This window comes from Burkholderia puraquae (assembly GCF_002099195.1).
Lineage (GTDB): Bacteria > Pseudomonadota > Gammaproteobacteria > Burkholderiales > Burkholderiaceae > Burkholderia > Burkholderia puraquae.
Genome location: NZ_NBYX01000006.1, coordinates 103,816 through 130,400 on the forward strand (window position 1 = coordinate 103,816; position 26,585 = coordinate 130,400).

Annotated in this window: 27 protein-coding genes and 1 tRNA gene; 8 read left to right on the top strand and 20 right to left on the bottom strand. The window is 67.6% G+C overall.

All coding sequences use genetic code 11. From position 1 onward, the window contains the following. Positions 1-3 precede the first annotated feature (3 nt). Both B7G54_RS14125 and B7G54_RS14130 read right to left on the bottom strand, forming a co-directional pair. Entirely contained in the window at positions 4-828 is an 825-nt protein-coding gene (locus B7G54_RS14125) for a glycosyltransferase (protein WP_085039634.1), read from the bottom strand. Continuing rightward, complete coding sequence (locus tag B7G54_RS14130; RefSeq protein WP_085039635.1) at positions 825-2,081, bottom strand: lipopolysaccharide biosynthesis protein; 1,257 nt, start codon at positions 2,079-2,081, stop codon at positions 825-827. The genes B7G54_RS14125 and B7G54_RS14130 overlap by 4 nt, the downstream gene beginning before the upstream one ends. A 263-nt stretch (positions 2,082-2,344) precedes the next feature. Between B7G54_RS14130 and B7G54_RS14135 the strand changes: the two genes are divergently transcribed. From B7G54_RS14135 to waaA, 4 genes are all read left to right on the top strand, one after another. Beyond that, positions 2,345-3,739: a phosphomannomutase/phosphoglucomutase gene (locus B7G54_RS14135; protein WP_085039636.1), complete on the top strand. Its 1,395-nt coding sequence runs from the start codon at positions 2,345-2,347 to the stop codon at positions 3,737-3,739. A 175-nt stretch (positions 3,740-3,914) separates the two neighbouring features. Then, the gene (gene waaC / locus B7G54_RS14140; RefSeq protein WP_085039637.1) at positions 3,915-4,910 is read left to right on the top strand and encodes a lipopolysaccharide heptosyltransferase I; all 996 of its coding nucleotides are present in this window, start codon (positions 3,915-3,917) and stop codon (positions 4,908-4,910) included. Positions 4,911-4,944: 34 nt separating this feature from the next. Then, a complete protein-coding gene (kdoO, locus tag B7G54_RS14145; RefSeq protein WP_085039638.1) occupies positions 4,945-5,829 on the top strand; it encodes a Kdo hydroxylase KdoO in 885 nt (294 codons plus the stop codon). Between the two features lie 37 nt (positions 5,830-5,866). Next, positions 5,867-7,222, top strand: coding sequence for a lipid IV(A) 3-deoxy-D-manno-octulosonic acid transferase (gene waaA, locus B7G54_RS14150; protein ID WP_085039639.1), 1,356 nt, complete (start codon positions 5,867-5,869; stop codon positions 7,220-7,222). A gap of 61 nt (positions 7,223-7,283) precedes the next feature. Here waaA and ureG read toward each other — a convergent pair whose 3' ends face one another. The 16 genes from ureG to hemN all read right to left on the bottom strand — a co-directional run bounded on the left by ureG (position 7,284) and on the right by hemN (position 22,021). Further along, a complete protein-coding gene (ureG, locus tag B7G54_RS14155) occupies positions 7,284-7,931 on the bottom strand; it encodes an urease accessory protein UreG (protein WP_085039640.1) in 648 nt (215 codons plus the stop codon). A gap of 17 nt (positions 7,932-7,948) precedes the next feature. Then, a complete protein-coding gene (locus tag B7G54_RS14160) occupies positions 7,949-8,629 on the bottom strand; it encodes an urease accessory protein UreF (RefSeq protein WP_085039829.1) in 681 nt (226 codons plus the stop codon). After that, positions 8,616-9,233, bottom strand: a complete 618-nt coding sequence (gene ureE / locus B7G54_RS14165; RefSeq protein ID WP_085039641.1) for an urease accessory protein UreE — start codon at positions 9,231-9,233, stop codon at positions 8,616-8,618. The genes B7G54_RS14160 and ureE overlap by 14 nt, the downstream gene beginning before the upstream one ends. 22 nt (positions 9,234-9,255) lie before the next feature. After that, entirely contained in the window at positions 9,256-10,962 is a 1,707-nt protein-coding gene (gene ureC, locus B7G54_RS14170) for an urease subunit alpha (RefSeq protein ID WP_085039642.1), read from the bottom strand. Positions 10,963-10,991: 29 nt separating this feature from the next. Beyond that, positions 10,992-11,297 (bottom strand): urease subunit beta, encoded by a 306-nt coding sequence (locus B7G54_RS14175; protein WP_046545089.1) that lies wholly within the window; start codon positions 11,295-11,297, stop codon positions 10,992-10,994. 8 nt (positions 11,298-11,305) lie between these two features. Continuing rightward, complete coding sequence (gene ureA / locus B7G54_RS14180) at positions 11,306-11,608, bottom strand: urease subunit gamma (RefSeq protein WP_006406310.1); 303 nt, start codon at positions 11,606-11,608, stop codon at positions 11,306-11,308. A 236-nt stretch (positions 11,609-11,844) separates the two neighbouring features. Beyond that, positions 11,845-12,720 (bottom strand): urease accessory protein UreD, encoded by an 876-nt coding sequence (locus B7G54_RS14185; RefSeq protein WP_085039643.1) that lies wholly within the window; start codon positions 12,718-12,720, stop codon positions 11,845-11,847. Positions 12,721-12,927: 207 nt separating this feature from the next. After that, entirely contained in the window at positions 12,928-13,620 is a 693-nt protein-coding gene (gene urtE, locus B7G54_RS14190) for an urea ABC transporter ATP-binding subunit UrtE (protein WP_085039644.1), read from the bottom strand. 4 nt (positions 13,621-13,624) lie between these two features. Beyond that, a complete protein-coding gene (urtD, locus tag B7G54_RS14195; RefSeq protein ID WP_085039645.1) occupies positions 13,625-14,482 on the bottom strand; it encodes an urea ABC transporter ATP-binding protein UrtD in 858 nt (285 codons plus the stop codon). After that, positions 14,479-15,666, bottom strand: coding sequence for an urea ABC transporter permease subunit UrtC (urtC, locus tag B7G54_RS14200; RefSeq protein ID WP_085039646.1), 1,188 nt, complete (start codon positions 15,664-15,666; stop codon positions 14,479-14,481). Before urtC ends, urtD begins: the two co-directional genes overlap by 4 nt. 1 nt (position 15,667) lies before the next feature. After that, positions 15,668-17,287 carry an urea ABC transporter permease subunit UrtB gene (urtB, locus tag B7G54_RS14205; protein ID WP_085039647.1) on the bottom strand — a complete coding sequence of 540 codons (1,620 nt, stop codon included), beginning with the start codon at positions 17,285-17,287 and terminating at the stop codon, positions 15,668-15,670. Between the two features lie 160 nt (positions 17,288-17,447). Then, a complete protein-coding gene (gene urtA / locus B7G54_RS14210) occupies positions 17,448-18,755 on the bottom strand; it encodes an urea ABC transporter substrate-binding protein (RefSeq protein WP_085039648.1) in 1,308 nt (435 codons plus the stop codon). A gap of 451 nt (positions 18,756-19,206) precedes the next feature. Next, entirely contained in the window at positions 19,207-19,530 is a 324-nt protein-coding gene (locus B7G54_RS14215) for a rhodanese-like domain-containing protein (RefSeq protein ID WP_011351193.1), read from the bottom strand. Positions 19,531-19,544: 14 nt separating this feature from the next. Further along, a complete protein-coding gene (locus B7G54_RS14220) occupies positions 19,545-20,201 on the bottom strand; it encodes a protein-L-isoaspartate O-methyltransferase family protein (RefSeq protein ID WP_085039649.1) in 657 nt (218 codons plus the stop codon). A gap of 104 nt (positions 20,202-20,305) precedes the next feature. Beyond that, positions 20,306-20,563 (bottom strand): hypothetical protein, encoded by a 258-nt coding sequence (locus tag B7G54_RS14225; RefSeq protein WP_085039650.1) that lies wholly within the window; start codon positions 20,561-20,563, stop codon positions 20,306-20,308. A 66-nt stretch (positions 20,564-20,629) separates the two neighbouring features. After that, positions 20,630-22,021, bottom strand: coding sequence for an oxygen-independent coproporphyrinogen III oxidase (hemN, locus tag B7G54_RS14230; protein WP_085039651.1), 1,392 nt, complete (start codon positions 22,019-22,021; stop codon positions 20,630-20,632). 171 nt (positions 22,022-22,192) lie between these two features. Here hemN and B7G54_RS14235 point away from each other — a divergent pair, with 171 nt between their 5' ends. The 3 genes from B7G54_RS14235 to B7G54_RS14245 all read left to right on the top strand — a co-directional run bounded on the left by B7G54_RS14235 (position 22,193) and on the right by B7G54_RS14245 (position 24,000). Next, entirely contained in the window at positions 22,193-22,510 is a 318-nt protein-coding gene (locus B7G54_RS14235; protein ID WP_085039652.1) for a YkgJ family cysteine cluster protein, read from the top strand. Continuing rightward, complete coding sequence (locus tag B7G54_RS14240; protein WP_085039653.1) at positions 22,507-23,088, top strand: DUF1439 domain-containing protein; 582 nt, start codon at positions 22,507-22,509, stop codon at positions 23,086-23,088. The genes B7G54_RS14235 and B7G54_RS14240 overlap by 4 nt, the downstream gene beginning before the upstream one ends. Positions 23,089-23,169: 81 nt before the next feature. After that, positions 23,170-24,000 (top strand): undecaprenyl-diphosphate phosphatase, encoded by an 831-nt coding sequence (locus B7G54_RS14245; RefSeq protein WP_046545097.1) that lies wholly within the window; start codon positions 23,170-23,172, stop codon positions 23,998-24,000. Positions 24,001-24,147: 147 nt separating this feature from the next. Here the strand turns inward: B7G54_RS14245 and trmB are convergent, their stop codons facing one another. After that, the gene (gene trmB / locus B7G54_RS14250) at positions 24,148-24,915 is read right to left on the bottom strand and encodes a tRNA (guanosine(46)-N7)-methyltransferase TrmB (RefSeq protein WP_085039654.1); all 768 of its coding nucleotides are present in this window, start codon (positions 24,913-24,915) and stop codon (positions 24,148-24,150) included. Between the two features lie 133 nt (positions 24,916-25,048). Further along, positions 25,049-25,123, bottom strand: a tRNA-Gly gene (locus B7G54_RS14255). 344 nt (positions 25,124-25,467) lie between these two features. Here B7G54_RS14255 and B7G54_RS14260 point away from each other — a divergent pair. Further along, positions 25,468-26,544 (top strand): Imm71 family immunity protein, encoded by a 1,077-nt coding sequence (locus B7G54_RS14260; protein WP_085039655.1) that lies wholly within the window; start codon positions 25,468-25,470, stop codon positions 26,542-26,544. The last annotated feature ends 41 nt before the right edge of the window (positions 26,545-26,585 follow it).

Consider the following 26,585-nt stretch of genomic DNA (forward strand, 5'->3'; position numbering starts at 1 on the left):
GCGTCAGGCGGAAGGCCGCGCGGCGAACAGCGTCTGCTTGATCCGCTGCAACGTACGGTACGGCGTCACGAAATGCAGCAGGTTCTTGGCGAGGCCGGCCCAGTCGTACGGGTTCAGCGCGTTGAAGTGGCTCAGCAGCAGCGTGAGCGTCGACACCAGCTGGCGCCGGCGCTTGGTCGCACTGATCCCGCCCTCGTTCAGTTCGTAATAGAGGCCGAGTTCCGGCAGGTTCGCGCAATCGTAGCGTTGCATTAACCGCAAAAAAAGATCGAGGTCCTCGGCCGCACGGTACTTCGCACGATAGTTCCCCACTTCGCGCACGGCGTCGATGCGCAACATTACCGAAGGATGCACGAGCGGCGAGCGCAGGAAGCGCGTGCGGCGCAGCGTGCGCGGATCGGCGGGCGGCGTCAGCATGAAGCGCGGCTCGCCGGCGCGCGACACGACCTGCGTCCACATGCCGACGCAGGCCACGCGCGGGTGGGCGCCGAGATACGCGCGCTCCTTCGCGAGGCGCTGCGGGGCAGAGAGATCGCCCGCGTCGATGCGCGCCGCATAGCGGAAGCCGCGCGCGGCGAGCGCATCGATGCCGGCCGCGAGCGCACGCTCGATGCCGCCGTTCTGCGGCATGCGCAACACGTCGATCGTGAGGCCGGGCAGGTCGGGCGCGACGATCGGCGGCGTGCTGCCGTCATCGACGATCAGCACGTGCACGGGCGTGTCCTCGCGAAACGATGCGAGGGTCCGGACGACGTCGTCGTGCCCGTTGTAGGCCGGCATCAGCACGGCCACGTCGTCGAGCGGGGGCGGGCAATCGGGGGACGTCATGTTCGCAGCTTGAAACGGATGTAATAAAAGTTGACGGCGGCGGCGGCCAGATAGCCGGCCGCGAGCCCGACGAGCGCGCCGTACAGGCCGAGCCGCGGGATCGCGAACAGGTTGACGAGCGCGGCGATCGCCAGCGCGAGCAGCCATTTCGACAGCAACACGAATTTTGCTTGATATTTGAGAACGATAAGATTGCCTATCGCCTCGATGCCGGCCGGTACCGACAGCCAGACCGCCCAGCGGAAGATGTCGACCGACGCCTCGTAGCCGTGGCCGAACACCTTGCCGACGATCAGCGGGGCGGCGGCGTCGAGCACGAGCGCGCCGGCCGTCATCAGGCAGGCCGTCATCGCGATCAGCCGGACGATGTTGCGGCGCAGCCGCGCGACGTCCGACACGCGGTAGACGAATGCGGGCGCGATCGTCTGCGCGAGCATCAGCGCGAGCGTGATCCAGTTCTCGTTGAGCTGCTGCGCGGCCGAGTAGCGGCCGAGATCGGCGAACGACACGTGACGCTCGAGCATCAGGCGGTCGAGCTTCAGGAACAGGTACATGCAGATGAGGCCGAGCCAGAAGACGGTGCCGGCCGTCGCAAAGTGCCTGAACAGCGGTTTGTCGAACGTCCAGCCGAGCGAGCCGCCGTTACGATGCCGGTAGTACAGCACCAGCGCGATGCCGATTGCGGCGGCCTCGAGCGCCCACAGCCACGCGAAGCGGGCGGGGCCCGCGGCCGCGCGGACCAGCAGCCAGACGAGCAGCGCCTTCGCCAGCGCAGTGACCATGCTGGTGACGAGCTGCGGCTTGCTGTAGGTCATGCTCTGCAGCCACGCGTTGATCACGCCGACGAAAGGCTCGCGGAACACCATCGTGACCGCCAGGCCCGCGAGCATCGCGCCGACCAGCGGATCGAAGGCGCCCGCGGCGATTGCGATCCAGGTCGCGACGAGCGCGGCGGCGGAGACGGCAATGCGCAGCGCGAACGCGCTGCCGAGCACCGCGCCGAGCTGGGCGGGCGGGCGCTGGACGATGGTGGGGACGAGGATTTCCGCGCCGCACACCCAGGTGAGCGGCGCCAGTACCAGGAGGAGCGTATTCGCATACTGCCATTTGCCGAACACATCTGGCCCGAAATAACGGGCCAGCAGGCCGCTGATCGCGATCGCGACGCCGATCTGCGTGAGCCGTTCGAGCCCCAGCCAGACGAGATTCGCGACGGCCTTCGCGACATCCGGGTTGCCGAAGCGCTTCAGCATGCGCGGCGGCGGCGTGCGCGCAAGGCGGCCGGCAGGGTGCCCGGAGGGGGCAGGTTGGCGGCGGCGGGACGGCTAGGCATTAAAATGGGCGGTATGCGCGTCATCAAAACCCGCGATTATAAGTGGGATCGGGGTCGCTCCCGCCGTTCCGCGCCAGCGGTTTCACTCCGTGCCGGGCGAGCCTGTATCATGCGCGGCACCGGCGAGCGGCGGCCAGGCAAGCCAGACAATTTTCCATGCACGCAACTGAGAGAAGAGAATCGATGATCTCCCAATCCATCTTCAAGGCATATGACATTCGTGGCGTGGTCGGCAAGACGCTCGACGCCGACACGGCGCGCGGGATCGGCCGGGCCTTCGGCAGCGAAGTGCGCGCGCAGGGCGGCGATGCGGTCGTCGTCGCGCGCGACGGCCGCCTGTCCGGGCCGGAACTCGTCGGCGCGCTTGCCGACGGCCTGCGTGCGGCGGGCGTCGACGTCGTCGACGTCGGCATGGTGCCCACGCCGGTCGGCTATTTCGCGGCGAACGTCCCGCTCGCGCTGAAGGGCGGCGAGCGCCGCGTCGATTCGTGCATCGTCGTCACGGGCAGCCACAACCCGCCCGACTACAACGGTTTCAAGATGGTGCTGCGCGGCGCCGCGATCTACGGCGAGCAGATCCAGGCGCTGTACCGCCGCATCGTCGACGAGCGCTTCGAGACGGGCAGCGGCTCGTACGAGCAGTTCGACGTGGCGGATCAATACATCGCGCGCATCGTCGGCGACATCAAGCCGGCCCGCCCGATGAAGCTCGTCGTCGACGCCGGCAACGGCGTGGCCGGCCCGCTCGCGACGCGCCTGTTCAAGGCGCTCGGCTGCGAGCTCGTCGAGCGCTTCACCGACATCGACGGCACGTTCCCGAATCACCACCCCGATCCCGCCCACCCGGAAAACCTCCAGGACGTGATCCAGGCGCTGAAGGACACCGACGCCGAGATCGGCTTCGCGTTCGACGGCGACGGCGACCGCCTGGGCGTCGTCACGAAGGACGGCCAGATCATCTATCCGGACCGCCAGCTGATGCTGTTCGCGGAAGAAGTGCTGTCGCGCAACCCGGGTGCGCAGATCATCTATGACGTGAAGTGCACGCGCCACCTCGCGCAATGGGTGAAGTCGAAGGGCGGCGAGCCGCTGATGTGGAAGACGGGCCACTCGCTCGTGAAGGCGAAGCTGCGCGAGACGGGTGCGCCGCTCGCCGGTGAAATGAGCGGCCACGTGTTCTTCAAGGATCGCTGGTACGGCTTCGACGACGGTCTCTACACGGGCGCACGCCTGCTCGAGATCCTTGCGAAGACGGCCGATCCGAGCGCGCTGCTGAACGGGCTGCCGGACGCGATGAGCACGCCCGAACTGCAGCTGTGGCTCGACGAAGGCGAGAACTTCCGCCTGATCGACAAGCTGCAGAAAGAGGCGAAGTTCGATGGCGCCGAGGAAGTCGTGACGATCGACGGCCTGCGTGTCGAGTACCCGGACGGCTTCGGCCTCGCGCGTTCGTCGAACACGACGCCGGTCGTCGTGATGCGTTTCGAGTCGGAGACGCAGGAAGGGCTCAAGCGCATCCAGGAGGACTTCCGACGCGTGCTGACGGCCGCGAAGCCGGACGTCAAGCTGCCGTTCTGAGCATCGGCGGCCCGCGGGCTGCCGCCGGTGCGACGGTGAGTCCGATCGTCGCACCATCCCCGAAAAGCGGCGCACGCCAAAGGCGTGCGGCCGCTTTTTGCCTGTGTGATTCCCCGGGCGCGATAAAATCGCGTCTTTCTGCTTGTCGCCGGCTGCCTGCCGGCGTTTTTTCAGCGTGCAAAAGATCCTGATCGTGCGCGTGTCGTCGCTGGGCGACGTCGTGCACAACATGCCGGTGATCGCCGATATCCGGCGCCGCCACCCCGATGCGCAGATCGACTGGCTCGTCGAGGAAAGCTTCGTCGACCTGGTCAAGCTCGTCGAGGGCGTGCGTAACGTGCTGCCGTTCTCGCTGCGCCGCTGGCGCAAGAAGCCGTTCTCGGGCGCCACGTGGCGCGAGATCCGCGCCTTCCGCCGGCGCCTCGCCGCCGAGCAGTACGACCTCGTGATCGACTGCCAGGGCCTCATCAAGACGGCCTGGGTCGCGAGCTGGGCGCGCGGCCCGCTCGTCGGGCTCGGCAACCGCACCGACGGCGCCGGCTACGAGTGGCCCGTGCGCTTCTTCTACCGCAAGCGTGTGCCGATCGCGCCGCGCACGCACGTCGTCGAGCGCTCGCGGCAACTGGTTGCGGCGGCGCTCGGTGAACCGGCGCCGACGCCGGCCGATCCGGTCGAGTTCGGCCTCGATACGCGCGCGGCGGCGCTCGCGGTGGCCGCGCTCGGCCTGAACCTGCCGGTGCCGTACGTGGTGTTCGTCCATGCAACGTCGCGCGCCGACAAGCAGTGGCCGGACGCCGCGTGGATCGAGCTCGGTCAGGCACTCGTGCGGCGCGGCGCGTCGCTCGTGCTGCCGTGGGGCAACGACGCGGAGCGCGCGACCAGCGAGCGGCTGGCCCAGGCGTTCGGCGCGGCGGCGATCGTGCCGCCGAAGCTGTCGCTGCCGGCCGTGGTCGGCCTGATCGACGGCGCGGATGCGGTCGTCGGGGTTGATACAGGTCTGGTTCACATCGCGGCCGCGCTGAAGCGTCCGACGGTCGAACTGTACAATTTCGCGACGGCCTGGCGGACCGGCGGCTACTGGTCGCCGAACGTCGTCAATCTCGGCACGGCGGGGCAACCCCCGTCGATCGCGCAGGTGAAGTCGGCGCTCGCGGGCTTCGGTCTCCTGTAATGCTGTCACACGCGCGAACCCACGCGAACCGAACATGAGCGAATCCCAGATCATCGAAGTCCCGTCCGCCGACTGGAGCGGGCACAACCTGTCGGCGCCGCGCGAGCAGTTGCTGGCGGCCGTCGAGGAAGGCAAGGTGCTGTATTTCCCGCACCTGCGCTTCGCGATCGAAGGCGGCGAGGAAGCGTTGCTCGATCCGGCGCTCGCCGACCCGAAACGCAAGAACATCAGCCTCGCGCCGAACGGCGGCGCGCTCGCCGGCGTGCTCGGCGACAGCGTCACGCAGTCGGCGGTGCGCGCGCTTGTCGCGCGCTTCCAGCAGCAGGCCGGCACGCTCGTCGACGGCCTCTTTCCCGAATACCGCGGCAAGCTGCGCGTCGCGCCGACGAGCCTGCGGCTGATGCAGGTCGAGACGCGCCAGACGTCGTGGCGCAAGGACGACAGCCGGCTGCACGTGGACGCGTTCCCGTCGCGGCCCAACTACGGCGAGCGCATCCTGCGCGTGTTCACGAACGTGAACCCGGCCGGCGTGCCGCGCGTGTGGCGCGTCGGCGAGCCGTTCGAGGACGTCGCGAAGCGCTTCCTGCCGCACATCAAGCCGCAGTTGCCGGGCGCCGCATGGCTGCTGAACCTGCTGCACGTGACGAAGTCGCCGCGCAGCGCGTACGACCACCTGATGCTGAACCTGCACGACAGCATGAAGGCGGATCTCGACTACCAGAAGACGAGCCCACAGGAGACCATGCCGTTTCCGCCGGGCTGCGTGTGGATATGTTTCTCGGATCAGACTTCGCACGCTGTGATGTCGGGCCAGTTCATGCTCGAACAGACGTTCTTCCTGCCGGTCGACGCGATGGTCCGCCGCGAATGCGCGCCGCTCGGCATTCTCGAACGCCTGAAGGGCAGGGCGCTGGTTTGAGCGCGCATCTTCTCCGTTGCAACATGAGGGTCGCCGCATGCTGAGGGTGATCTATCGCGCGCTGTGGTGGCTCGTCGCGCCTGTCGCGGTCATCCGGCTCTATGTGCGCTCGCGCAAGGAGCGCGGCTATCGCGAGCACGTCGGTGAACGCTTCGGCCACGTGGCGGGCCGCTCGCGCGACGACCGTGCGCCGCTGATCTGGGTGCATGCGGTATCGGTGGGCGAGACGCGTGCGGCGCAGCCGCTGATCGACGCGCTGATGCATGCCCGCCCCGATGTGCGCATCCTGCTCACGCACATGACGCCGAGCGGCCGCGCAACCGGTGAACAGATCTTCGGCGATCGCGTGCTGCGTTGCTATCTGCCGTACGACATGCCCGGCGCGGTGCGACGCTTCCTGCGCGCATGGCGGCCGACGCTCGGCCTCGTGATGGAAACCGAGGTGTGGCCCACGCTGATCGACGAGTGCCGCCGCGCGGACGTGCCGCTGGTGCTGACCAATGCGCGCATGTCCGCGCGTTCGTTCCGGCGCGCGGGGAAGTTCGGCGTGGCGACGCACGACGTGTTCGGCGGCTTCTCGCGCGTGCTTGCGCAGAGTCCGGCCGATGCGGAGCGGCTGACGTCGCTCGGCGCGCGCAACGTGGCCGTCCTCGGCAACCTGAAGTTCGACATGACGACGCCGCCGGAACTGGCGGCGCGCGGCCATGCGTGGCGCGACGCGATCGGCGCGCGGCCCGTGTGGGTTGCTGCGAGCACGCGCGAGAATGAGGAGGCGCTGGTGCTCGAGGCATTCGCGGCGATGCGCACGCCCGGCGCGCTGCTGGTGCTCGTGCCGCGACATCCGCAGCGTTTCGCCGAGGTCGAGGCGCTCGTCGAGCGCAGCGGGCTCAAGTGCGTGCGACGCTCCGTCTGGGCGGCCGACACGGCGGCGCTCGCGGCCGGCCATCCGGCTGCCGAGCCGCTGCCGGACGACGTGACGGTGCTGCTTGGCGATTCGATGGGCGAGCTCGGCGCGTATTACGCGGCCGCCGATATCGCGTTCATCGGCGGCAGCCTGTTGCCGCTCGGCGGCCAGAACCTGATCGAAGCATGCGCGGTCGGCGTGCCGGTGCTGATCGGGAAGCACGTATTCAACTTCACGCAGGCGACCGCCGACGCGGTTGCGGCCGGTGCGGCGCTGCAGGTCGAGGACCCGCTCGATCTCGCGCACGTGCTCGACGCGCTGTTCGCCGACAAGGCGCGGCGCATCGCGATGGGCGCGGCCGGCGCGGCGTTCGCGTCGCGTCACCGCGGCGCGACCGCACGCACGGTCGACGTGCTCGCGGCGCTGTTGCCGCCCGCCGAACGCGGCGTGCGCGCACTGCAGGACGCGCAGGACACTTCCGACGAATAGGCGAAGGCGGCGCAATGCCGCCCGTTACGCGTGGCGGCACCGTAGGGTGCTGCCACGCGGCTCAGACCGTCAGCAAGCCCTTCTTCTCGATGAACGCGATCACGTCCGCGACGCCTTCGAGCGCCTTCAGGTTCGTCATCACGTAAGGCCGCTCGCCGCGCATCTTCTTCGTGTCGGACGCCATCACGTCGAGGTTCGCGCCGACCAGCGGCGCGAGATCCGTCTTGTTGATCACGAGCAGGTCGGACTTCGTGATGCCCGGGCCGCCCTTGCGTGGAATCTTCTCGCCGCCCGCGACATCGATCACGTAGATCGTCAGGTCCGATAGCTCGGGGCTGAAGGTCGCCGCGAGATTGTCGCCGCCCGATTCGATGAACACGATGTCGGCATCGGGAAAGCGCGACAGCATCCGGTCGACCGCTTCGAGGTTGATCGACGCATCCTCGCGGATCGCCGTATGCGGGCAGCCGCCCGTCTCGACGCCCATGATGCGTTCCTCGGGCAGCGCGCCCGCGACCGTCAGCAGCCGCTGGTCTTCCTTCGTATAGATGTCGTTGGTGATCGCGACGAGGTCGTACTGGTCGCGCATCGCCTTGCACAGCATTTCGAGCAGGGTGGTCTTGCCGGAGCCGACGGGGCCGCCGATGCCGACGCGCAGCGGCGGCAGTTTCTTCGTGCGGCGGGCGGGGGAGGAAGCAGGTGCGTTCATGGCGGGTAGCGTCGTGTTCAGGAGCGGAACAACCGCGAATACTGGGTTTCGTGCCGTGCGGACAGAATGCCGAGCTGCGGCGCGAACGTGTTGACGGCGTCGGGCGGCGTCGCGAGCGCGCGGCGCACGGCCGCGTCGATCGCGCCGCGCAGCGCGACGATGATGCGTTGCCCGGCGAGCTGGCCGAGCGGTACGGCCTTCAGCGCGGCGGACGTCTGGTTCTCGACCCAGCCGAATGCGTAAGCGGCGAGCACCGCGTCGGCGCTCGCGTCGTGCGCGGCGGCTGCATACGCGAATGCGGTGGGCAGTGCGATCGGCGTCATCGTTGCGAGTGTCGCGCGGCGTCCGGCATCGCCCCATTCGAGCGACGCGCAGAGCTGCGCGAGCGACCAGCCCATCTGTTCGGTCTCGCGGCGCAGTTCCGCCGATTCGCGGCTCGCGATGAACCACGCGTTTTCGGCGACGAGCGCCGGTGCGTCGTGCGCGTGCCAGCGCGCGAGCTGGTGCGCGAGGAACGGCAGCTCGCCGTGCGCGAGCACGTCGGTCAGGCCGCTCGCGATCCAGTCGCGCGCGGTATCCGCGTCGCGGATCAGGTTCGCGTCGAGCGCCGCTTCGAGCCCCTGCGAATAGCTGAACGCGCCGATCGGCAGCGCCGGCGATGCAAGGTGCAGCAGCGCGACGAGTTCAGTGGTGGTCATGGCCGTGGCCGTGCGCGCAACCGGGACCATGCTGATGGCCGTGATCGTGATCGTGATCGTGATCGTGATCGTGATCGTGCGAGTGGCCGTGATGCTCGCCGAATACCTGTTGCGCCAGCGCGTAATCCTCGGCGAACGTCGCGTCGTGCCCGTGCTTGTGGCCGCCGCCGTATGCACCGGCTTCCGGCTGGAACGGTGCAAGGGTCTCCTCGACCTGCGTGCCGAGCCGGCGCAGCATGTCCGCGAGTACCGGGTCGGCTTCGAGCTTCAGGTAGCCGTCGCCGATCTCGACCGGCGTGTGACGGTTGCCGAGGTGGTACGCGGCGCGCATCAGCGTGAGCGGATCGGCCGCGCGCACGCGCAGCACCGTCTCCGGCGCCGCGGCGATACGCACGAGCGCGCCGTCGTCGGCGACGAGCACGTCGCCGTCGCGCAGGATCGTGCCGCGCGGCAGCAGGACCGCGACGTCCTCGCCGGTGTCGAGCGTCGCCGCGAGGCGGCTCTTGCAGCGGGCGTCGTAGGCGAGCGTGAGCGTCGGCGCGCGCGCGACGAGCGACGCGGCGAGTTTCACGTTCGGGGCAATGCGTTTGTCGAGGGTGCGCATGAATCGAGAACCGGCAATCAGATCAGAACAGGAAATAGCGTTGCGCCATCGGCAGCACCGTGGCCGGCTCGCAGGTGAGCAACTGGCCGTCGGCGATCACGTCGTAGGTTTCGGGATCGACGCTGATCGACGGGCGCCACGCGTTGTGGATCATGTCGGCCTTCGTCACGTTGCGGCAGTTGCGCACGGGCACGATGCGCTTCGCGAGGCCATAGCGTTCCGCGATGCCCGCATCGGCGGCCATCTGCGACACGAAGGTCAACGACGTGCGCGCGAGCGCGCCGCCGCGTGTCGCAAACATCTCGCGGTAGTGAACCGGCTGCGGCGTGGGGATCGACGCGTTCGGGTCGCCCATCTGCGCCATCGCGATCATCCCGCCCTTCAGGATCATCGACGGCTTGATCCCGAAGAACGCCGGCTCCCACAGCACGAGGTCGGCCCACTTGCCGGGCTCGATCGAGCCGACTTCGTGCGCAATGCCGTGCGTGATCGCCGGGTTGATCGTGTACTTCGCGACGTAGCGCTTTGCGCGGAAGTTGTCGTTGCGCGCGGTGTCTTCCGGCAGCGCGCCGCGCTGCACCTTCATCTTGTGCGCGGTCTGCCAGGTGCGGATGATCACCTCGCCGACGCGGCCCATCGCCTGCGAGTCGGACGACAGCATCGACAGCGCGCCGAGATCGTGCAGGATGTCCTCCGCCGCGATCGTCTCGCGGCGGATCCGCGATTCGGCGAACGCGAGATCCTCGGCGATCGACGGGTCGAGGTGATGGCACACCATCAGCATGTCGAGATGCTCGTCGAGCGTGTTGATCGTGTACGGGCGCGTCGGGTTGGTCGACGACGGCAGCACGTTCGCCTCGCCGCACACTTTCAGGATGTCGGGCGCATGGCCGCCGCCCGCGCCTTCGGTGTGGTACGTGTGGATCGTGCGGCCCTTGAACGCGGCGACCGTCGATTCGACGAAACCGCCTTCGTTCAGCGTGTCGGTGTGGATCGCAACCTGCGTGTCGGTATCGTCGGCGACCGACAGGCAGTTGTCGATCGCGGCGGGCGTCGTGCCCCAGTCCTCGTGCAGCTTCAGCCCGATCGCGCCGGCCGCGATCTGCTCGACGAGCGGCTGCGGCAGGCTCGCATTGCCCTTGCCGAGAAAGCCGAGGTTGATCGGCCAGCCGTCGGCGGCCTGCAGCATCCGCTCCATGTGCCACGGGCCCGGCGTGCAGGTCGTCGCGTTGGTGCCGGTGGCCGGCCCGGTGCCGCCGCCGAGCATCGTCGTGACGCCCGAGGCGAGCGCCTCGTCGATCTGCTGCGGGCTGATGAAGTGGATGTGCGTGTCGATGCCGCCGGCCGTCACGATCAGCCCTTCGCCGGCGATCACTTCGGTTGCGGCGCCGATCGCGATCGTCACGCCCGGCTGGATGTCGGGGTTGCCGGCCTTGCCGATCGCCGCGATGCGGCCGTGCTTGAGCGCGATGTCGGCCTTCACGATGCCCCAGTGATCGAGGATCACCGCGTTCGTGATGACCGTGTCGGGCACGTCGGCCGCCACGCGCTGCGACTGGCCCATCCCGTCGCGGATCACTTTCCCGCCACCGAATTTCACTTCCTCGCCGTAGGTCGTGAAGTCGCGTTCGATCTCGATCAGCAGTTCGGTATCGGCGAGCCGGACGCGGTCGCCCGTCGTCGGCCCGAACATTTCCGCGTACGCGCGGCGGCTCAAGCGTAGTGTCATGTTGCTGTTCCTGAAGAGCGGGGCGCGGCTTACAGCGGCCCCATCACTTTGCCCTGAAAACCGTAGACGGCGCGATCGCCCGCGAGTGCGACCAGCTCGACGGTGCGCGTCTGGCCCGGCTCGAAGCGCACGGCGGTGCCGGCCGCAATGTTCAGGCGAAAGCCGCGCGCGGCCGCGCGATCGAATGACAGTGCGTCGTTGACTTCGAAGAAGTGGTAGTGCGAGCCGACCTGTACCGGGCGGTCGCCGGTGTTCGCGACGACGAGCGTCAGCGTCGCGCGGCCCGCGTTCAGTTCGTGTTCGCCGTCGTCGGTGAGGATTTCGCCGGGGATCATGCGGGGCCTCACGGAATCGGGTGATGGACGGTCACGAGCTTCGTGCCGTCGGGGAAGGTCGCTTCGACCTGGATGTCGGGAATCATCTCCGGCACGCCGTCCATCACGTCATCGCGCGTGAGCAGCGTCGTGCCGTAATGCATCACCTCGGCGACGGTCTTGCCGTCGCGCGCGGCTTCCATCAGCGCGGCGGTGATGAAGGCGACCGCCTCCGGATAGTTGAGCTTCAGGCCGCGGGCGCGACGGCGCTCGGCCAGCAGCGCCGCCGTGAAGATCAGCAGCTTGTCCTTCTCTCGGGGAGTCAGTTTCATGAAGGTAGACGTTCAGGAAAACGTAATTTTTATCGGTGCATGCGCAACGGGGCGAACGCGCGGGTCATCGTAGCACCGCGCTGTTTAGCGTGCGCCGCGTATCGGTTATGTAAGGAGCAAGGCGCGTGCCATGTGCATGAAACGCAGCGCGATGCGCGTTCGTGGTGCGCGATGCATGGCCAGCGTGCAACGCCCGTCGCGACGCTGCGCCGAAACGGTGCGTGGCGCGACGGCGCTCAGGTTTGCCAGAGACGCAGCGGCCGTGCGTCGACGCCGTGCACGATCGGCCGCAACTGCAGCCAGCAGTCGGTGAAGTGGCGTTGCAGCGCTTCCATCGATGTCGCGAGCGCGCGCACGAGCACGACCCCCGGGGTCACGCACGTTGCCCCCGCGCGCAGCGTGTCGTCGAACGGCATCCGCGCGGCGAGCGCTTCGGCGAGCGCGGCGTCGCATGCGGCGCCGGCGGCCCATAGCGTGCCGTACGCGGGAAAGCCGGCGAGACCCTGCAGCGCGCCGCGCAGCGGGTCGTGCGCGTCGAGCAGCGCACGTTCGGTCCACAGCGGCCGGCCGTCGGCATCGACGAGCGCCGAGGTCGACGCGATGCGGCCCGCCGACCAGGTTTCGCCGGCCGCCTGCCGGCCGAGCTGCGACGCGTCCCAGCCGATCGCACTGGCGCCCGCACCGAGCGTCACCGTGAAGTCGAGCGCCGCGTGCGCCGCGTCGAAGAACAGGTTGTTCTGCGGCAGCCAGTCGAGCTTCGCATGCGCGCCGACCGTGATGCCGACGCGCTGCGTCGCATCGAGGCCGTTCGACTTGTACCACTTGGTCGCGCCGGGCGTCGTCAGCACCGCGTGCGTGCCGTCGCCGAGCGCGATGTCGATGTCGAGCCGGTCGCCGCCCGCGACGCCGCCCGGCGGGTGGACGATCACCGCGTGGCAGATCGCGTCGCCTTCCGGGTACAGCGGCCGCTGCACGCGCAGCGGGCCGTCGTGCAGCCGGTGCGCAAGCGTCGTGCGCGCGCCGTGCCGCTCGAAGCCGAGTTCGAGGCGGCCGCGCCACGACTTGGCGACGGCGGGGCGGGACAGCGGGGCGTGAGAATCAGGGGCGGACATCGGCGGGAAGCAGGGGACGGGCGCGGTGAACGAGGATGCTACCGCAACAATATACGCTTCGGTGCCCGCGTTGCAGGACGTGGCAACGCCGCTCCCGGGCCGTGCCGCTTCGCCGGCGTGGGGCCGACATGCGCTGTTCGGCGAGGCGCCGGATCGATGCGCAGGATCGGCAGCCGGCTGCGGTGCAGCCCCGGGCCGCTTTTCCCGCTACACCGCGATCAACTCCCGCACGCCGTTCGCCGCCATGTCGCACGCGTCGCCGCCCGCGACGATCTCGCCGCGGCTCATCACCCAGTAGCGGTCGGCGATCGATTGGGCGAAGTCGTAATACTGCTCGACGAGCAGCACGGTCATCTTCGATTCGTCGACCAGCTGGCGCAGCGTGCGGCCGATGTCCTGGATGATCGACGGCTGGATGCCTTCGGTCGGTTCGTCGAGGATCAGCAACTGCGGCTCGCTCATCAGCGCGCGGCCGATCGCGAGCTGCTGTTGCTGGCCGCCCGACAGGTCGCCGCCGCGCCGCGCCCGCATGTCCTTCAGCACCGGGAACAGGTCGTAGATGCGGTCGGGTACCTTCGACGGCGCCTTGCGGCTCGCCGCGCCGACGAGCAGGTTCTCCTCGACGGTCAGCCGCGGAAAGATGTCGCGGCCCTGCGGCACGTACGCGAGCCCGGCCGCGACGCGCGCATAGGGCGGCAGCGCGCCGAGCGCCGTCCCGCGCCACGCCACGCTGCCGCTTTTCGCGGCGACGACGCCCATCAGGCAGCGCAGCAACGTGCTCTTGCCGACGCCGTTGCGGCCCAGCAGCACGGTGAGCTTGCCGTCGTCGGCGGTGAGGTTCACGTTGCGCAGGATATGGCTGCCGCCGTAGAACTGGTTCAGTGCATCGATCTTCAGCATCGCATCATCGTCCGAGGTAAGACTCGATCACCGCTTCGTCGCGCTTGACCTGGTCGAGCGTGCCTTGCGCGAGCACCGCGCCTTCGGCCATCACCGTCACGCGGCCCGTGTCGCCCGCGAGCGCCGCGACGAATTCCATGTCGTGCTCGACGACCATCATCGAGCAGGTGCCGCGCAGCGTGTTCAGCAGCTCGGCAAGTTCCATCGTTTCCTGGTCGGTCATCCCGGCCGCCGGCTCGTCGAGCAGCAGCAGCGCGGGGCGCTGCATCAGCAGCATGCCGATCTCGAGCCGCTGCTTCTGCCCGTGCGACAGCTCGCCGGCCGCGCGGAATGCCTGGCTTTCGAGGCCGATCAGCGCGAGCGTTTCCTCGATCTTCGCCTGCGCGGTGCGGTCGAGCCGCGCGCGCAGCGACGCGAGCCAGCCCTTGTCGGTCTGCATCGCGAGCTCGAGGTTCTCCCACACCGGATGCTGTTCGAACACGGTCGGCTTCTGGAACTTGCGGCCGATGCCCGCGCGTGCGATCTCGGGCTCGTTCATCCGCGCGAGGTCGAGCGTCTGGCCGAGAAACACCTTGCCCGCATCGGGGCGTGTCTTGCCGGTGATCACGTCCATCATCGTCGTCTTGCCCGCACCGTTCGGGCCGATCACGCAGCGCAGCTCGCCCGCGTCGATCGCGAGCGACAGCTTCTTCAGCGCGCGGAAGCCGTCGAAGCTCACCTCGATATCCTCGAGGTAGAGGATCGTGCCGTGCGACGTGTCGATGCCGGGCGGTACCACGCGCCCCATCGATGCGGTGCCGCTGACGGCCAGCAGTTCGTCCTCGGGCGGCGGCGTGAATTGGTAGAGGGCCGTTCCGTTCATGCGCGTTTCCCCTTCGCGAGCACGGTTTCGACGAGGCCCATGATCCCGCGCGGCAGCAAGAGCGGCACGAGCACGAAGATCAGGCCGAGGAAGAACAGCCAGTATTCGGCGAAGTACGCGGTAAAGAAGCTCTTCGCGCCGTTCACCGCGAACGCGCCGACGATCGGCCCGATCAGCGTGCCGCGCCCGCCCACCGCGACCCAGATCGCCATCTCGATCGAGTTGCCGGGCGACATCTCGCCGGGGTTGATGATGCCGACCTGCGGCACGTACAGCGCGCCCGCGATGCCGCACAGCACGGCCGACGCGGTCCACACGAACAGCTTGTACGCGAGCGGGCTGTAGCCGAGGAACATCAGCCGCGTCTCGCCGTCGCGCACCGCGGTGACGACGCGCCCGAGCTTGCTGGTGACGATCGCGCGCGCGGCGATGAACGCGAGTACCAGCGTCGCGAACGTCAGCAGCAACAGCACCGTGCGCGTGCCGGGCGACGTGATCGCGAAGCCCGCGATGCGCTTGAAATCGGTGAAGCCGTTGTTGCCGCCGAAGCCCGTCTCGTTGCGATAGAACAGCAGCATCGCGGCGAACGTCATGGCCTGCGTGATGATCGACAGGTACACGCCCTTCACGCGCGAGCGGAACGTGAAGAAGCCGAACACCCACGCGAGCACGGCCGGCACGAGCACGACGAGCGCCAGCGCCCACGCGAGATGCTGCGTGCCGCTCCAGTACCACGGCAACTGGTGCCAGTCGAGGAACACCATGAAGTCGGGCAGGTCGCTGCCGTACTTGCCGTCGCGGCCGATCTCGCGCATCAGGTACATGCCGATCGCATAGCCGCCGAGTGCGAAGAACAGCCCGTGGCCGAGGCTCAGGATTCCGCAGTAGCCCCACACGAGATCGAGCGCGAGCGCGGCGATCGCGTAGCACATCAGCTTGCCCGTGAGCGTCATCGTGTACGCGGACAGGTGGAACGCGCTCGACTCGGGCGCGACGAGCGCGGCGAGCGGCACGCCGATGCCGATCGCGACGCACAGCGCGATCAGCGCGAGCCACGCACGGCGCGACAGCAGTGCGGGGCGGGGCGGCAGGCCGAGCGCGAAACCGTCTGCCGCGCGGCCGGCGGCAGTGGGCTTCGGCGTATCGGCGGCCGGATTCGACAGGGAATGGCTGAATGAAGTCACGTCAAGCCTCCGCACTGCGGCCCTTCGGGGCGAACATGCCCTGCGGACGTTTCTGGATGAACAGCACGATCATCACGAGCACCGCGATCTTCGCGAGCACGGCGCCCCAGAACGGCTCGATCGCCTTGCTCGCGAGGCCGAGCCCGAAGCCGCCGAGCACGGTGCCGGCGATCTGCCCGACGCCGCCGAGCACGACTGCCATGAACGAATCGATGATGTAGTTCTGGCCGAGGTCGGGGCCCACGTTGCCGATCTGCGACAGCGCGCAGCCGCCGAGGCCCGCGATGCCCGCGCCGAACGCGAACGCATACGCATCGACGCGCGCGGTCTTCACGCCGACGCACGCGGCCATCCGGCGGTTCTGCGTGACCGCGCGCACGAACAGGCCGAGCCGCGTCTTCGTCAGCACGGCCCACGCGACGAATACCACTGCGAGCGCGAAGGCGAGGATCGCGAGCCGGTTGTACGGTAGGATCAGGTTCTGCATCACGGTCACGCCGCCGCTCATCCACGACGGGTTCACGACCTGCACGTTCTGTGCGCCGAACAGCATCCGCGTGGCCTGGATCAGGATCAGGCTCACGCCGAAGGTCGCGAGCAGCGTCTCGAGCGGGCGGCCGTACAGGTGCCGCAGCACGAGCCGTTCGAGCACGATGCCGACGAGCGCCGCGGTCACGAACGACACGGGCACGGCGACGAGCGGATACCAGTCGAATGCGCCGGGCGCGTAGCGCTGGATCAGCGTCTGCACGACGTAGGTCGCGTATGCGCCGATCATCAGGAATTCGCCGTGCGCCATGTTGATCACGCCGATCAGCCCGTACGTGATCGCGAGGCCGAGCGCGGCGAGCAGCAGCACGCTGCCGAGTGACAGGCCGGCAAACAGGGTGCCCGCAATTTCGCCGCGGCGCTGCAGCGAATGCAGTGCGTCGAGCCCTTGCTGGGCGGCGTCGCGTACACGTGCGTCGGGTTCCGCGTAGCTGCCGTCGGCGTTCTTCGCGACGAGCGGGCGCAACTGTTCGATCATGTCGAGGTCGTGGCGCGCGGCCACCACCTGCACGGCTTCGAAGCGTTTCGCCGGATCGGCATCGTGTAGTGCGGCGATCGCCCACAGTGCGTCGAGGCGGCGCTTCAGTGCGGGATCGGTTTCCTTTGCGCGCGCTCGGTCGATCATCGGCTTGAGTGCCGGGTCGGGCGATTTAAGCAATGCGTCGATCGCGTCGCGGCGCGCGGCGACGTCGGGCGATGCGAGCGCGAGCCCCGACAGCGCGCCCGCGATCTTCGTCCGCAGCAGGTTGTTCAGCATCACGGGCTGCGCGTCGCCGGACGGTGCCGCGGCCTGCGTGAGCGCATCGTGCGCGGTGTCGCCGGCCTGGATCAGCAGGCGGCCGTCGCCAGTCGCGAGTGCGTCGCCGGTCGACAGTGCGTTGAGCACCGCGACGGCGCGCGGATCGGGATCGGCGGCGAGCCGTTCGATCGCGGCCGTCTTCGCGTCGAAGTCGTCGCCGGCAAGCGCAGCGGTATCGGTAGGCGTCAGCGCGAACGCGGCGCGCGGCAGCCCGCCCGCGAGGGCGGCGCACGCGACGATCGCGACGGCGGCTCGGCGAAAGCGTGTTGGCATCGGGAAATCCTGTCGGGCGTAGGGAAGCGGATGCAGGCGGCGATGCGCGGGCGCTTGCTGTTCATCACGGCAAGCGCGGCCGGTGCATCGAGATCGGCATCGGCGTGCGAGCGGCACGTCGCGTGTGAAGCACGACGCGCCACCCAGCGTCAGGCCCGCATCAGGCCAGCGCCGCGCGCTGCCGGCGCAGGAAGGCCGGGATCGACGTGACGATGTCCGGCTTGCCCTGGTTGCCCGCGATGAACGGGCTCCACGGCTGCGCGCGCACCGCGGTCTTGGTCTTCCACACGACGTTGAACTGCCCGTCGCCGCGGATCTCGCCGATCATCACCGGCTTGTGCAGGTGATGGTTGCCGTCCATCGCGAGCGTGAAGCCGGACGGCGCGGCGACGGTCTGGCCGATCATCGCGACGCGCACCTTGTCGACGTCGGTGCTCTTCGCCTTCTCGACGGCCTGCTTCCACATGTGGATGCCCACATAGGTCGCTTCCATCGGGTCGTTGGTCACGCGCTTCGCGCCGCCCGGCAGGTTGTTCGCCTTCACCCACGCGGCGAACTGGTCCTTGAACTTCGTGTTGGTCGGGTTCTTCACCGACATGAAGTAATTCCACGCGGCGAGGTGGCCGACGAGCGGCTTCGTGTCGATCCCGCGCAGCTCTTCCTCGCCGACCGAGAACGCGACGACCGGCACGTCGGTCGCCTTGATCCCCTGGTTGCCGAGTTCCTTGTAGAACGGCACGTTCGAGTCGCCGTTGATCGTCGAGATCACGGTCGTCTTGCCGCCTTGCGAGAAGTTCTTGATGTTCGCGACGATCGTCTGGTAATCGCTGTGGCCGAACGGCGTGTAGACCTCCTGAATATCGGCGTCCTTCACGCCCTTCGATTTCAGGAACGCACGCAGGATCTTGTTGGTCGTGCGCGGATACACGTAGTCGGTGCCGAGCAGGAAGAAGCGCTTCGCGCCGCCGCCTTCCGCGCTCATCAGGTACTCGACGGCCGGGATCGCCTGCTGGTTGGGCGCGGCGCCCGTATAGAACACGTTGCGCGACATTTCCTCGCCTTCGTACTGCACCGGGTAGTAGAGCAGCCCGTTCAGCTCCTCGAACACCGGCAGCACGGACTTGCGCGACACCGACGTCCAGCAGCCGAACACGCATGCGACCTTGTCCTGCGTGAGCAGCTGGCGCGCCTTCTCGGCGAACAGCGGCCAGTTCGACGCGGGATCGACCACCACGGGCTCGAGCTTGCGGCCCATCACGCCGCCGCTCTTGTTGATGTCGGCGATCGTCATCAGCGCGGTGTCCTTCAGCGACGTCTCCGAGATCGCCATCGTGCCCGACAGCGAGTGCAGGATGCCGACCTTGATCGGGCCGGTGCCCGCATCGGCCGCTTGAGCGAACGGGCTCTTGCCCGCGAGCGCAAGTGCGCCGGCCATCGAACCGAACTTCAACAGACTGCGACGTTTCATCGGGATCCCCTTGACGTGTTGGATGTGCGTGCGCCGTGAAGGCGTGTGCCAAGGGGTAACGCAAGGCATGTGCCAGTCGTGCGGATGCACGTCCGGCGTGCCTGCGCGGGGCCGTGCGTGGCGTCGGGACGGTGCGCATGACGCGTCGTGCAGCATGCGCGGTCCGTCGCGGTGCAGGTTCGCGGGCGTAAATGGTGCACGGTCGGGGTTCCCCGTTCCGGTGCCTGCACCTGCACGCGGTGCGGGAACAGTCGTGCACCATGACTTCGCGCCAAGCGGGCAGGGCGCGGGCACGGCACGGTGCCGCCGTCGGTCATCGAGGCGACGCTGAAGTGATTAGCCTGACCGGAAAAGAGAAACGGGCACGCGATGCGTGCCCGTTCGGGGGATCGGTGCGGCCGGCGGCAGTGTGCCGATCGGCGAGGCGGCGCGTGATGCGCCACCGGCAGGATCAGTAACGCGGCACGGACGGATCGACGTCGCGCGACCACGCGTCGATCCCGCCTTGCAGGTTGTACAGCTTCGTGAAGCCGCGCGATTCGAGGAACATCGCCACCTGTGCGCTGCGCATCCCGTGATGGCACACGCAGACGATTTCCGCTTCGTCGTCGAGCTCTTCGCTGCGCGCAGGAATCTGCTGCATCGGGATCGACACGCTACCGGCGATGTGCGCGGTCGCGATTTCCCACGGTTCGCGCACGTCGAGCACGACCGGCGCGGGGCGCGCCTTGTCGCCGAGCCATTCCGCGAGCATCGCGGCCGTCAGGATCTGCATGGAGGCTCCGCTGCTCAGAACTTGAAGCGCGACGGCTCGATCGCGTTGACGAGGTGGTCGATGTAGGTTTCGAACACGTCGGCGACGCGGTACTGCTTGTCGTCGATGCGCGTGATGATCTGCGCCTTCATCACCGGACGGCCGCCGACGAATGCCGCGAGGCGGCCGCCGACCTTCAGCTGTTCGAGCATTTCCTGCGGCACGACGGGCAGGCCGCCCGCGACGCAGATCACGTCATACGGCGCCTTGCCGGCCCAGCCGCGCGAACCGTCGCCGAGCACGACTTCCACGTTGGTCACGCCGTCGTTGCGCAGGTTGTCTTCCGCGAACTTCGCGATCGTCGGATCGATCTCGACGGCCGTCACGTGCTGCGCGCGATGCGCGAACAGCGCGGCCAGGTAGCCCGAGCCGGCGCCGATCACGAGCACGTTCTCGTGCTTCTTGACCGTCAGCTCCTGCAGCACGCGCGCTTCGACGCGCGGGAACAGCATCTTGCTGCTGCCGCCGGGCAGCGGCAGTTCGAGGTCGGCGAACGCGAGATCGCGGTATTCGGCCGGAACATAGTTTTCACGCTTGACGATCGACAGCAGGCCCAGGACGTCGAGATCCAGCACGTCCCACGGCCGGATCTGTTGTTCGATCATGTTGAAACGCGCGTTTTCGATATTCATGGTGTGGTCACGCAGCCTGGTCGGCCATCAGCGGGGATAGAGAAACTTTGTGATTGTACCAAACGGGGCGGCCGCGAAGCCTTCAGGCGGCCTGCAACAGACCTTTACCCCTTGCTCTTCTTGATCTGCGCCTCGAACGCGAGGTCGAGCTTGCTCGCCTTGCGCGGCTTTTTGGGGCCGTATTCGTCGACGAACTTGACGAACTCGTCGAGCGGCAGCGGCTCGCAGCGCTTCTCGGCCGTGCCGCCCGAGCGGTCGACGAGATAGAACAGGCCGCCCGCCATCGCGACGGCCGCGAATTGCGGGTTGCCGGAGCGGGTCTTCAGGCGTTCGACCGCGTGGGTCGCTTTGGTGGTGCGCATCGTGCGGATTCTGGCGGAGCGTAAGCCCCACACTGTATCAAACCGGCCGCCCGCGTGCGGCCGGCCCTAGACCGTACGCGAATAGCGCTGCTGTTGCGCCTGGCCGAGATACGCGTCGAACGCCATCGCGATGTTGCGCACGACCATCCGGCCGGCCGGATGGATCGTCAGGCGGTCGGCCGCGATCGTCAGCAGCCCGTCGCGTTCGAACGGGCGCAGCGCGTCGAGTTCGCGCGCGAAATGATCGGCGAAGCGGATGCCGTGCGCGGCCTCGACGTGCGAGAACGGCAGTTCGAGGTTGCACATCAGTTGCGTGATCACGTCGCGGCGCAGCCGGTCGTCGGGCGTGAGCCGCACGCCGCGCGCGATCGGCAGCCGGCCCGCGTCGAGCGCGGCGCCGTAGGCGGGCAGGTCCTTCACGTTTTGCGCGTAGACGTCGCCGACCTTGCCGATCGACGACACGCCGAAGCCGACGAGGTCGGTATCCGCGCGCGTGCTGTAGCCCTGGAAATTGCGCTGCAGCGTGCCGTTGCGCTGGGCGCGCACGAGCTCGTCGGACGGCCGCGCGAAGTGGTCCATCCCGATGTACACGTAGCCGGCCGACGTCAGCATGTCGATCGCGAGGCCGAGCAGCGCAATGCGCGTTTCCGGCGGCGGCAGCGCCGCATCGTCGATCTGCCGCTGCATCTTGAACAGGTGCGGCATGTGCGCGTAGCCGAACACCGACAGCCGGTCGGGCGCGAGTTCGATGATCGTTTCCAGCGTGCGCGCGAAGACGGAAACGGTCTGGTGCGGCAGCCCGTAGATCAGGTCGACGCTCACCGAATGAAAGCCCGTCGTGCGCGCGGCGGAGAGCAGGTCGGCCGTCATCGCAAGCGGCTGGATGCGGTTGATCGCCTGCTGCACGACCGGATCGAAATCCTGCACGCCGAGGCTCAGCCGGTTGAAGCCGATGGTGCGCAGATGGACGAGCGTTGCGGGCGTGACCGTGCGCGGGTCGATCTCGATCGAGAACTCGGCATCGGCATCCGGCGCGAGCGCGAAGTGCTCGCGGGTGGCCGCCATCAGCTCGGCCGTTTCGTCGTCGGACAGGAAGGTGGGCGTGCCGCCGCCCCAGTGCAGCTGCGTGACCGGGCGCGCCGGATCGAATAGTGCGGCCTGCAGCGCCATCTCGCGCTTGATCTGGTCGAGATACGGGCGCGCGCGGCGGCGGTTGTTGGTCGCAATCTTGTTGCAGCCGCAGTAGAAGCACGCGGTGTTGCAGAACGGGACGTGGAAGTACAGCGACAGCTCGCTCGACGACGCACCGGGGTCGCTCGCCGCGCGCACGTAGTCGGCCGGGTTGAAATCGTCGCGAAACTGCAGCGCAGTGGGGTACGACGTATAGCGCGGCCCGTTCGCGCCGTATTTCGCGAGCAAATCGGGACGGAACAATGAGTCGGCAGAACCGGAACGCATGATGGTCTCGCGCTTTTTAGATGCTTTCGAGTATATAAACGCGCGATTCGGCTGCATTGCGTAATAACGTCGCAGCCGGCGATGGCACAATGCGGGGTGGGGCTGCCGGCACCGCGTCCGGTTGCCGCACCGTTTTTGTTGTTCGTTCGAGAGAGCCGAGTGTCCGTCGAAATGCCTGTCCGCCCGGCGCCTGCCGATGTCCCGCCGCCGCATGCGTGCCGCGAGGGCTGCGGTGCGTGCTGCATCGCGCCGTCGATTTCCAGCCCGATTCCGGGCATGCCCGACGGCAAGCCGGCCGGCGTGCGCTGCGTGCAACTCGGCGACGACCTGCGCTGCCGGATCTTCGGCCGCCCCGAGCGGCCGGCGTGCTGTTCCGGGTTGCAGCCGGCCGCGGACATGTGCGGCGCGTCGCGCGACGACGCGCTCGCGTGGCTCACGCGTCTCGAGGCCGCGACGCGGCCGTCGCCATCAGGAGAGTGTTCAGCATGACCGTACCTTGCGCGCCCGGCCGGCGCCGTTTTCTCGCCGCAACCGTCGGCGCCATCGGCGTGACGCTGTCGCTCGCCGCCTGCGCGTCGACGTTCCCGTTCATCCCCGATCACTACACGTTCTCGCGCGGCGACGTGCAGAAAGCCGTCGCGCGCAAGTTTCCGTACCAGAAGACGGTCGCGCAGGTCGTCGACGTGTCGCTCGCGAACCCGGCCGTCAACCTGCTGCCCGACCAGAACCGCGTGGCCGTGCAGCTCGACGCGCATTTCGTGAGCCCGTTCCTGCGCGCGCCCGTCAGCGGCAAGTTCACCGTATCGGGCCAGCTCGCGTACGACGCGCCGAGCCGCTCGGTCGTGCTGAAGTCGCCGGCCGTCGACAGCCTCGCGCTCGACGGCGACGCGCAGATGTACGCGCAACAGGTTGGCGCGGCCGCCGGCCTGCTCGCGACGCAGTTGCTGACCAACTATCCGATCTATACGTTCAAGGCCGAACAACTGCAATTTGCCGGGGTGAACTACGAACCCGGTACAATTACGATTCTTACAAACGGCATACGCGTGGCGATCGTCGAAAAGTGACGACGAACCGCGCTCGGCCGGAGGGGGGCCGCGCGCGGAAGAGTGGCCCATTCATTCGACCATTTCGGAGTTGGGCCACGGATGGACTGGATCCTGATCTGCAAGGCTTTGATCCTCGGCGTCGTCGAGGGGCTGACGGAATTCCTGCCGGTGTCGAGCACCGGTCACCTGATCGTCGCGGGCAGCTTCCTGAATTTCAACGATTCGCATGCGAAGACGTTCGACGTCGTGATCCAGTTCGGTGCGATCCTCGCGGTCTGCTGGGAATACCGGCAACGGATCGCGTCCATCGTGTCCGGGCTGCCCAGCCGGCCCGACGCGCGGCGCTTCACGCTGAACGTCGTGATCGCGACGATTCCCGCGATCGCGCTCGGCCTCCTGTTCGAGAAGAAGATCAAGGCCGTGCTGTTCTCGCCGGTGCCCGTCGCGTTCGCGCTCGTCGTGGGCGGCGCGATCATCCTGTGGGCCGAGGCGCGGCAGCGCGAACGCAGCGAGCCGCCGCGCGTGGTGTCGGTCGATGCGCTGACGCCGCTCGATGCGCTCAAGGTCGGCATCGCGCAATGCTTCGCGCTGATTCCCGGCATGTCGCGCTCGGGCTCGACGATCATCGGCGGGATGCTGTTCGGCCTCGACCGGCGCGTGGCCACCGAATTCTCGTTCTTCCTCGCGATCCCGATCATCTTCGGCGCGACGCTCTACGAAACCGTCAAGGACTGGCAGGCGTTCACCGTCGACTCGCTCGGCCTGTTCGCGCTCGGGCTCGTCGCGGCGTTCGTCAGTGCGTTCGTGTGCGTGCGGTGGCTGCTGCGCTACGTCGCGACGCACGATTTCACGGTGTTCGCGTGGTACCGGATCGCGTTCGGGCTGTTCGTGCTGCTGGTCGGGTACAGCGGCTGGCTGAACTGGGCGTGACGCGGGCCGGCGGCGCCGTGCATGTGTGAAGCCGGGCGCCGCCCGCCACGCTCGACGCAGTACGTGCACCCAACGTAAAAACGGCCCAATCGGCATTTGCCGGTTGGGCCGTTTTGCTTGACGCCGTTCGCGCGATGCCGGGCGGGATCAGCTCGCGCGCTTGCGGAACACCAGGTCCCACACGCCGTGGCCGAGCCGCAGCCCGCGCCGTTCGAACTTCGTCACCGGGCGGTAGTCGGGGCGCGGTGCGTAGTCGGCGGCTGTGTTTTCGAGCGTCGGCTCCGCGCCGAGCACTTCGAGCATCTGTTCCGCATAGTTCTGCCAGTCGGTCGCGCAGTGAATGTACGCGCCGGGCTTCAGGCGCGACGCGAGATGCGCGACGAGCGGCGGCTGGATCAGCCGGCGCTTGTGGTGGCGCGCCTTGTGCCACGGGTCGGGGAAGAAAATGTGCACGCCATCGAGGCTTTCCGGCGCGAGCATGTGCTCGAGCACCTCGACCGCGTCGTGCTGGATGATGCGGATGTTCGGCAGGTCCTGCTCGCCGATCAGCTTCAGCAGCGCGCCGACGCCCGGTTCATGCACCTCGACGCCGAGGAAGTCGTCGCCGGGGCGATTCGCGGCGATTTCCGCCGTCGATGCGCCCATGCCGAAGCCGATCTCGAGGATGCGCGGCGCGCTGCGGCCGAACACCGCGTTCCAGTCGGGCATCTCCGGCGCATACGGGACGACGAAGCGCGGGCCGAGTTCGTCCATCGCGCGGCGCTGGCCGGTCGACACGCGGCCGGCGCGCGTCACGAAGCTGCGGATGCGGCGGTGGTGCAGCGGATTGACTGCGTCGGCGCCTTCGGCGGCTTCGTCGGGAATGGCGTCGTCGTGCGGCGGCAGGCCGGCTTCGTTCGGATCGTCGTGCATCATCGGTGACAGAGAAAGGCTCGGTTGCTGGCGAGGGCCCGTTGCGCGCAGCAGGGGCCGGGTGAACCGGCACATGGTACAAAAAAGCCGCCTTCGACGAGGCGGCTCATGCGCAGGCTGCGATGCAGCCGGAAAGTGGAGCGGGCGATGGGAATCGAACCCACGTCATCAGCTTGGGAAGCTGAGGTAATGGCCATTATACGACGCCCGCAGAACTGGCGATTCTACAGGGGTTTGGGTGGGGATGGCAAGCGGGAGGTTTCGGGCGGTGGCAGCGAAACGGGCATGGGGCGATGCTGGGGCGGTGGCGTTGCTGGCAGTGTCGGGCGAGCCCCCTGCTATTCACGGGATTTACCATCCAGGCGGAAGGCACATCCCTTCGGCGCGCAGCTTGCGAACGGGCAGCTCAAGGCGCTTCGGATGCATTGGACTGACGTTAAGTTACCCGATCAAGCAACTGCGCGAGCGCGAGCGAGCGGCCAAGATCAGACAGGAAGGTTACGTTCGGAGAGCGGTAGCCGATGCTGGCAAACAATCGACGGATGAACAGGTTCCATGATGTTGAATATTTTGACCATGACCGCCGAGCAGGAACAGGATGCGCGAGCAAAGGCGTTTTATCTGCTCAAGAAATGGACGAGTTTCACGTTTCTGGAATACGCCGTTGGACTATATCGGGACTTTCTCTGCGCGTACGCAAAACAACTGGACACACCGAGCCCAAATCAGGGAGAGCTTGAGGAAGCCTACACACATGATTTCTTGCGGGCACTGGTGCCTATGGGTCTGGGCATCGATGCATTGCGCCGAGGTCTTGACAAACGAGCAGCATACGACGCGCTGATTATAGGAAGCGAGCGAGGTGGCGACCTGTTGTTTGGACGGAGTGCGCTTGAAATCGGTCGTAAATACGATCCGCTTTTTCATTCACTGGGACTGAAGGACACCAACTTTGCAGACCCGGTGTATGCGACCGGGTTCGCGCAGGGCGTGTGGATCGAGAGATTGATTTGCTACGCGCTCAAGTGCACGGTCGGGCTCGATTTTTCCGAATACCTTACCTATGGCAAGCGTGCCGACGGCGGCACTCGTGTGTTCAAGCATTGGACGTATGAATCGTTGTTCCAGGATCCGTTATTTCCTGCATGGCGGTATTGGCCCCCCGGTCGCACCTATCCTGCATCGCTTCCTCCCTGTCCGCCCAGGAACGAATCCGCAAGCGGCGAGGTTTGCAGCGATCAGGAGATTCCTGTCGAGGGTATCTGGGAGCCATGGTTTCCTTCCGGCAAGGTGGGCTGTCCGAGCTACTTCCTCAAAGGCAGCGTTGCCCATAAGTACCTGCTGGAAGGGTCCAACGACGAACAGGTGGTGCGCTGGCGGCTGCTGTGGGAAGACAAGCGATACCGTGACGGCAGCATTCCGGCGGAGGAGGAAACTTACCTCCCCAGGCCCGTCGCGCAACCGAGGCTACGGGTGCTGCCCGGAGAGCCTTGTCCGCGCACCGGCTACTGGCAAAGCCCGGCCGTGAAAGATTCGGTTCATGTCGAGGCCGGAGCGCCTATGCCGGGGCCGCAGCGCACCGCGTGCGGGAGGGGCATTTGGCATTATGGAGATCCTCAACCGGACAATTGAATAGCTGCTGAGCCACGAGGTAACGGCGCTTCGCGACCTGG

Coding starts and splice junctions, on each gene's coding strand:
- urtD (WP_085039645.1), bottom strand. CDS start 14,482: ATGAACGGAACGGCCCTCTACCAATTCACGCCGCCGCCCGAGGACGAA.
- B7G54_RS14260 (WP_085039655.1), top strand. CDS start 25,468: ATGATGTTGAATATTTTGACCATGACCGCCGAGCAGGAACAGGATGCG.
- B7G54_RS14235 (WP_085039652.1), top strand. CDS start 22,193: ATGCCTGTCCGCCCGGCGCCTGCCGATGTCCCGCCGCCGCATGCGTGC.
- B7G54_RS14175 (WP_046545089.1), bottom strand. CDS start 11,297: ATGATCCCCGGCGAAATCCTCACCGACGACGGCGAACACGAACTGAAC.
- B7G54_RS14215 (WP_011351193.1), bottom strand. CDS start 19,530: ATGCAGATCCTGACGGCCGCGATGCTCGCGGAATGGCTCGGCGACAAG.
- B7G54_RS14125 (WP_085039634.1), bottom strand. CDS start 828: ATGACGTCCCCCGATTGCCCGCCCCCGCTCGACGACGTGGCCGTGCTG.
- kdoO (WP_085039638.1), top strand. CDS start 4,945: ATGAGCGAATCCCAGATCATCGAAGTCCCGTCCGCCGACTGGAGCGGG.
- B7G54_RS14220 (WP_085039649.1), bottom strand. CDS start 20,201: ATGAATATCGAAAACGCGCGTTTCAACATGATCGAACAACAGATCCGG.
- B7G54_RS14130 (WP_085039635.1), bottom strand. CDS start 2,081: ATGCTGAAGCGCTTCGGCAACCCGGATGTCGCGAAGGCCGTCGCGAAT.
- B7G54_RS14245 (WP_046545097.1), top strand. CDS start 23,170: ATGGACTGGATCCTGATCTGCAAGGCTTTGATCCTCGGCGTCGTCGAG.
- B7G54_RS14185 (WP_085039643.1), bottom strand. CDS start 12,720: ATGTCCGCCCCTGATTCTCACGCCCCGCTGTCCCGCCCCGCCGTCGCC.
- B7G54_RS14135 (WP_085039636.1), top strand. CDS start 2,345: ATGATCTCCCAATCCATCTTCAAGGCATATGACATTCGTGGCGTGGTC.
- ureE (WP_085039641.1), bottom strand. CDS start 9,233: ATGCGCACCCTCGACAAACGCATTGCCCCGAACGTGAAACTCGCCGCG.
- B7G54_RS14160 (WP_085039829.1), bottom strand. CDS start 8,629: ATGACCACCACTGAACTCGTCGCGCTGCTGCACCTTGCATCGCCGGCG.
- ureG (WP_085039640.1), bottom strand. CDS start 7,931: ATGAACGCACCTGCTTCCTCCCCCGCCCGCCGCACGAAGAAACTGCCG.
- urtB (WP_085039647.1), bottom strand. CDS start 17,287: ATGCCAACACGCTTTCGCCGAGCCGCCGTCGCGATCGTCGCGTGCGCC.
- B7G54_RS14240 (WP_085039653.1), top strand. CDS start 22,507: ATGACCGTACCTTGCGCGCCCGGCCGGCGCCGTTTTCTCGCCGCAACC.
- hemN (WP_085039651.1), bottom strand. CDS start 22,021: ATGCGTTCCGGTTCTGCCGACTCATTGTTCCGTCCCGATTTGCTCGCG.
- trmB (WP_085039654.1), bottom strand. CDS start 24,915: ATGATGCACGACGATCCGAACGAAGCCGGCCTGCCGCCGCACGACGAC.
- urtA (WP_085039648.1), bottom strand. CDS start 18,755: ATGAAACGTCGCAGTCTGTTGAAGTTCGGTTCGATGGCCGGCGCACTT.
- ureC (WP_085039642.1), bottom strand. CDS start 10,962: ATGACACTACGCTTGAGCCGCCGCGCGTACGCGGAAATGTTCGGGCCG.
- ureA (WP_006406310.1), bottom strand. CDS start 11,608: ATGAAACTGACTCCCCGAGAGAAGGACAAGCTGCTGATCTTCACGGCG.
- B7G54_RS14225 (WP_085039650.1), bottom strand. CDS start 20,563: ATGCGCACCACCAAAGCGACCCACGCGGTCGAACGCCTGAAGACCCGC.
- waaA (WP_085039639.1), top strand. CDS start 5,867: ATGCTGAGGGTGATCTATCGCGCGCTGTGGTGGCTCGTCGCGCCTGTC.
- urtE (WP_085039644.1), bottom strand. CDS start 13,620: ATGCTGAAGATCGATGCACTGAACCAGTTCTACGGCGGCAGCCATATC.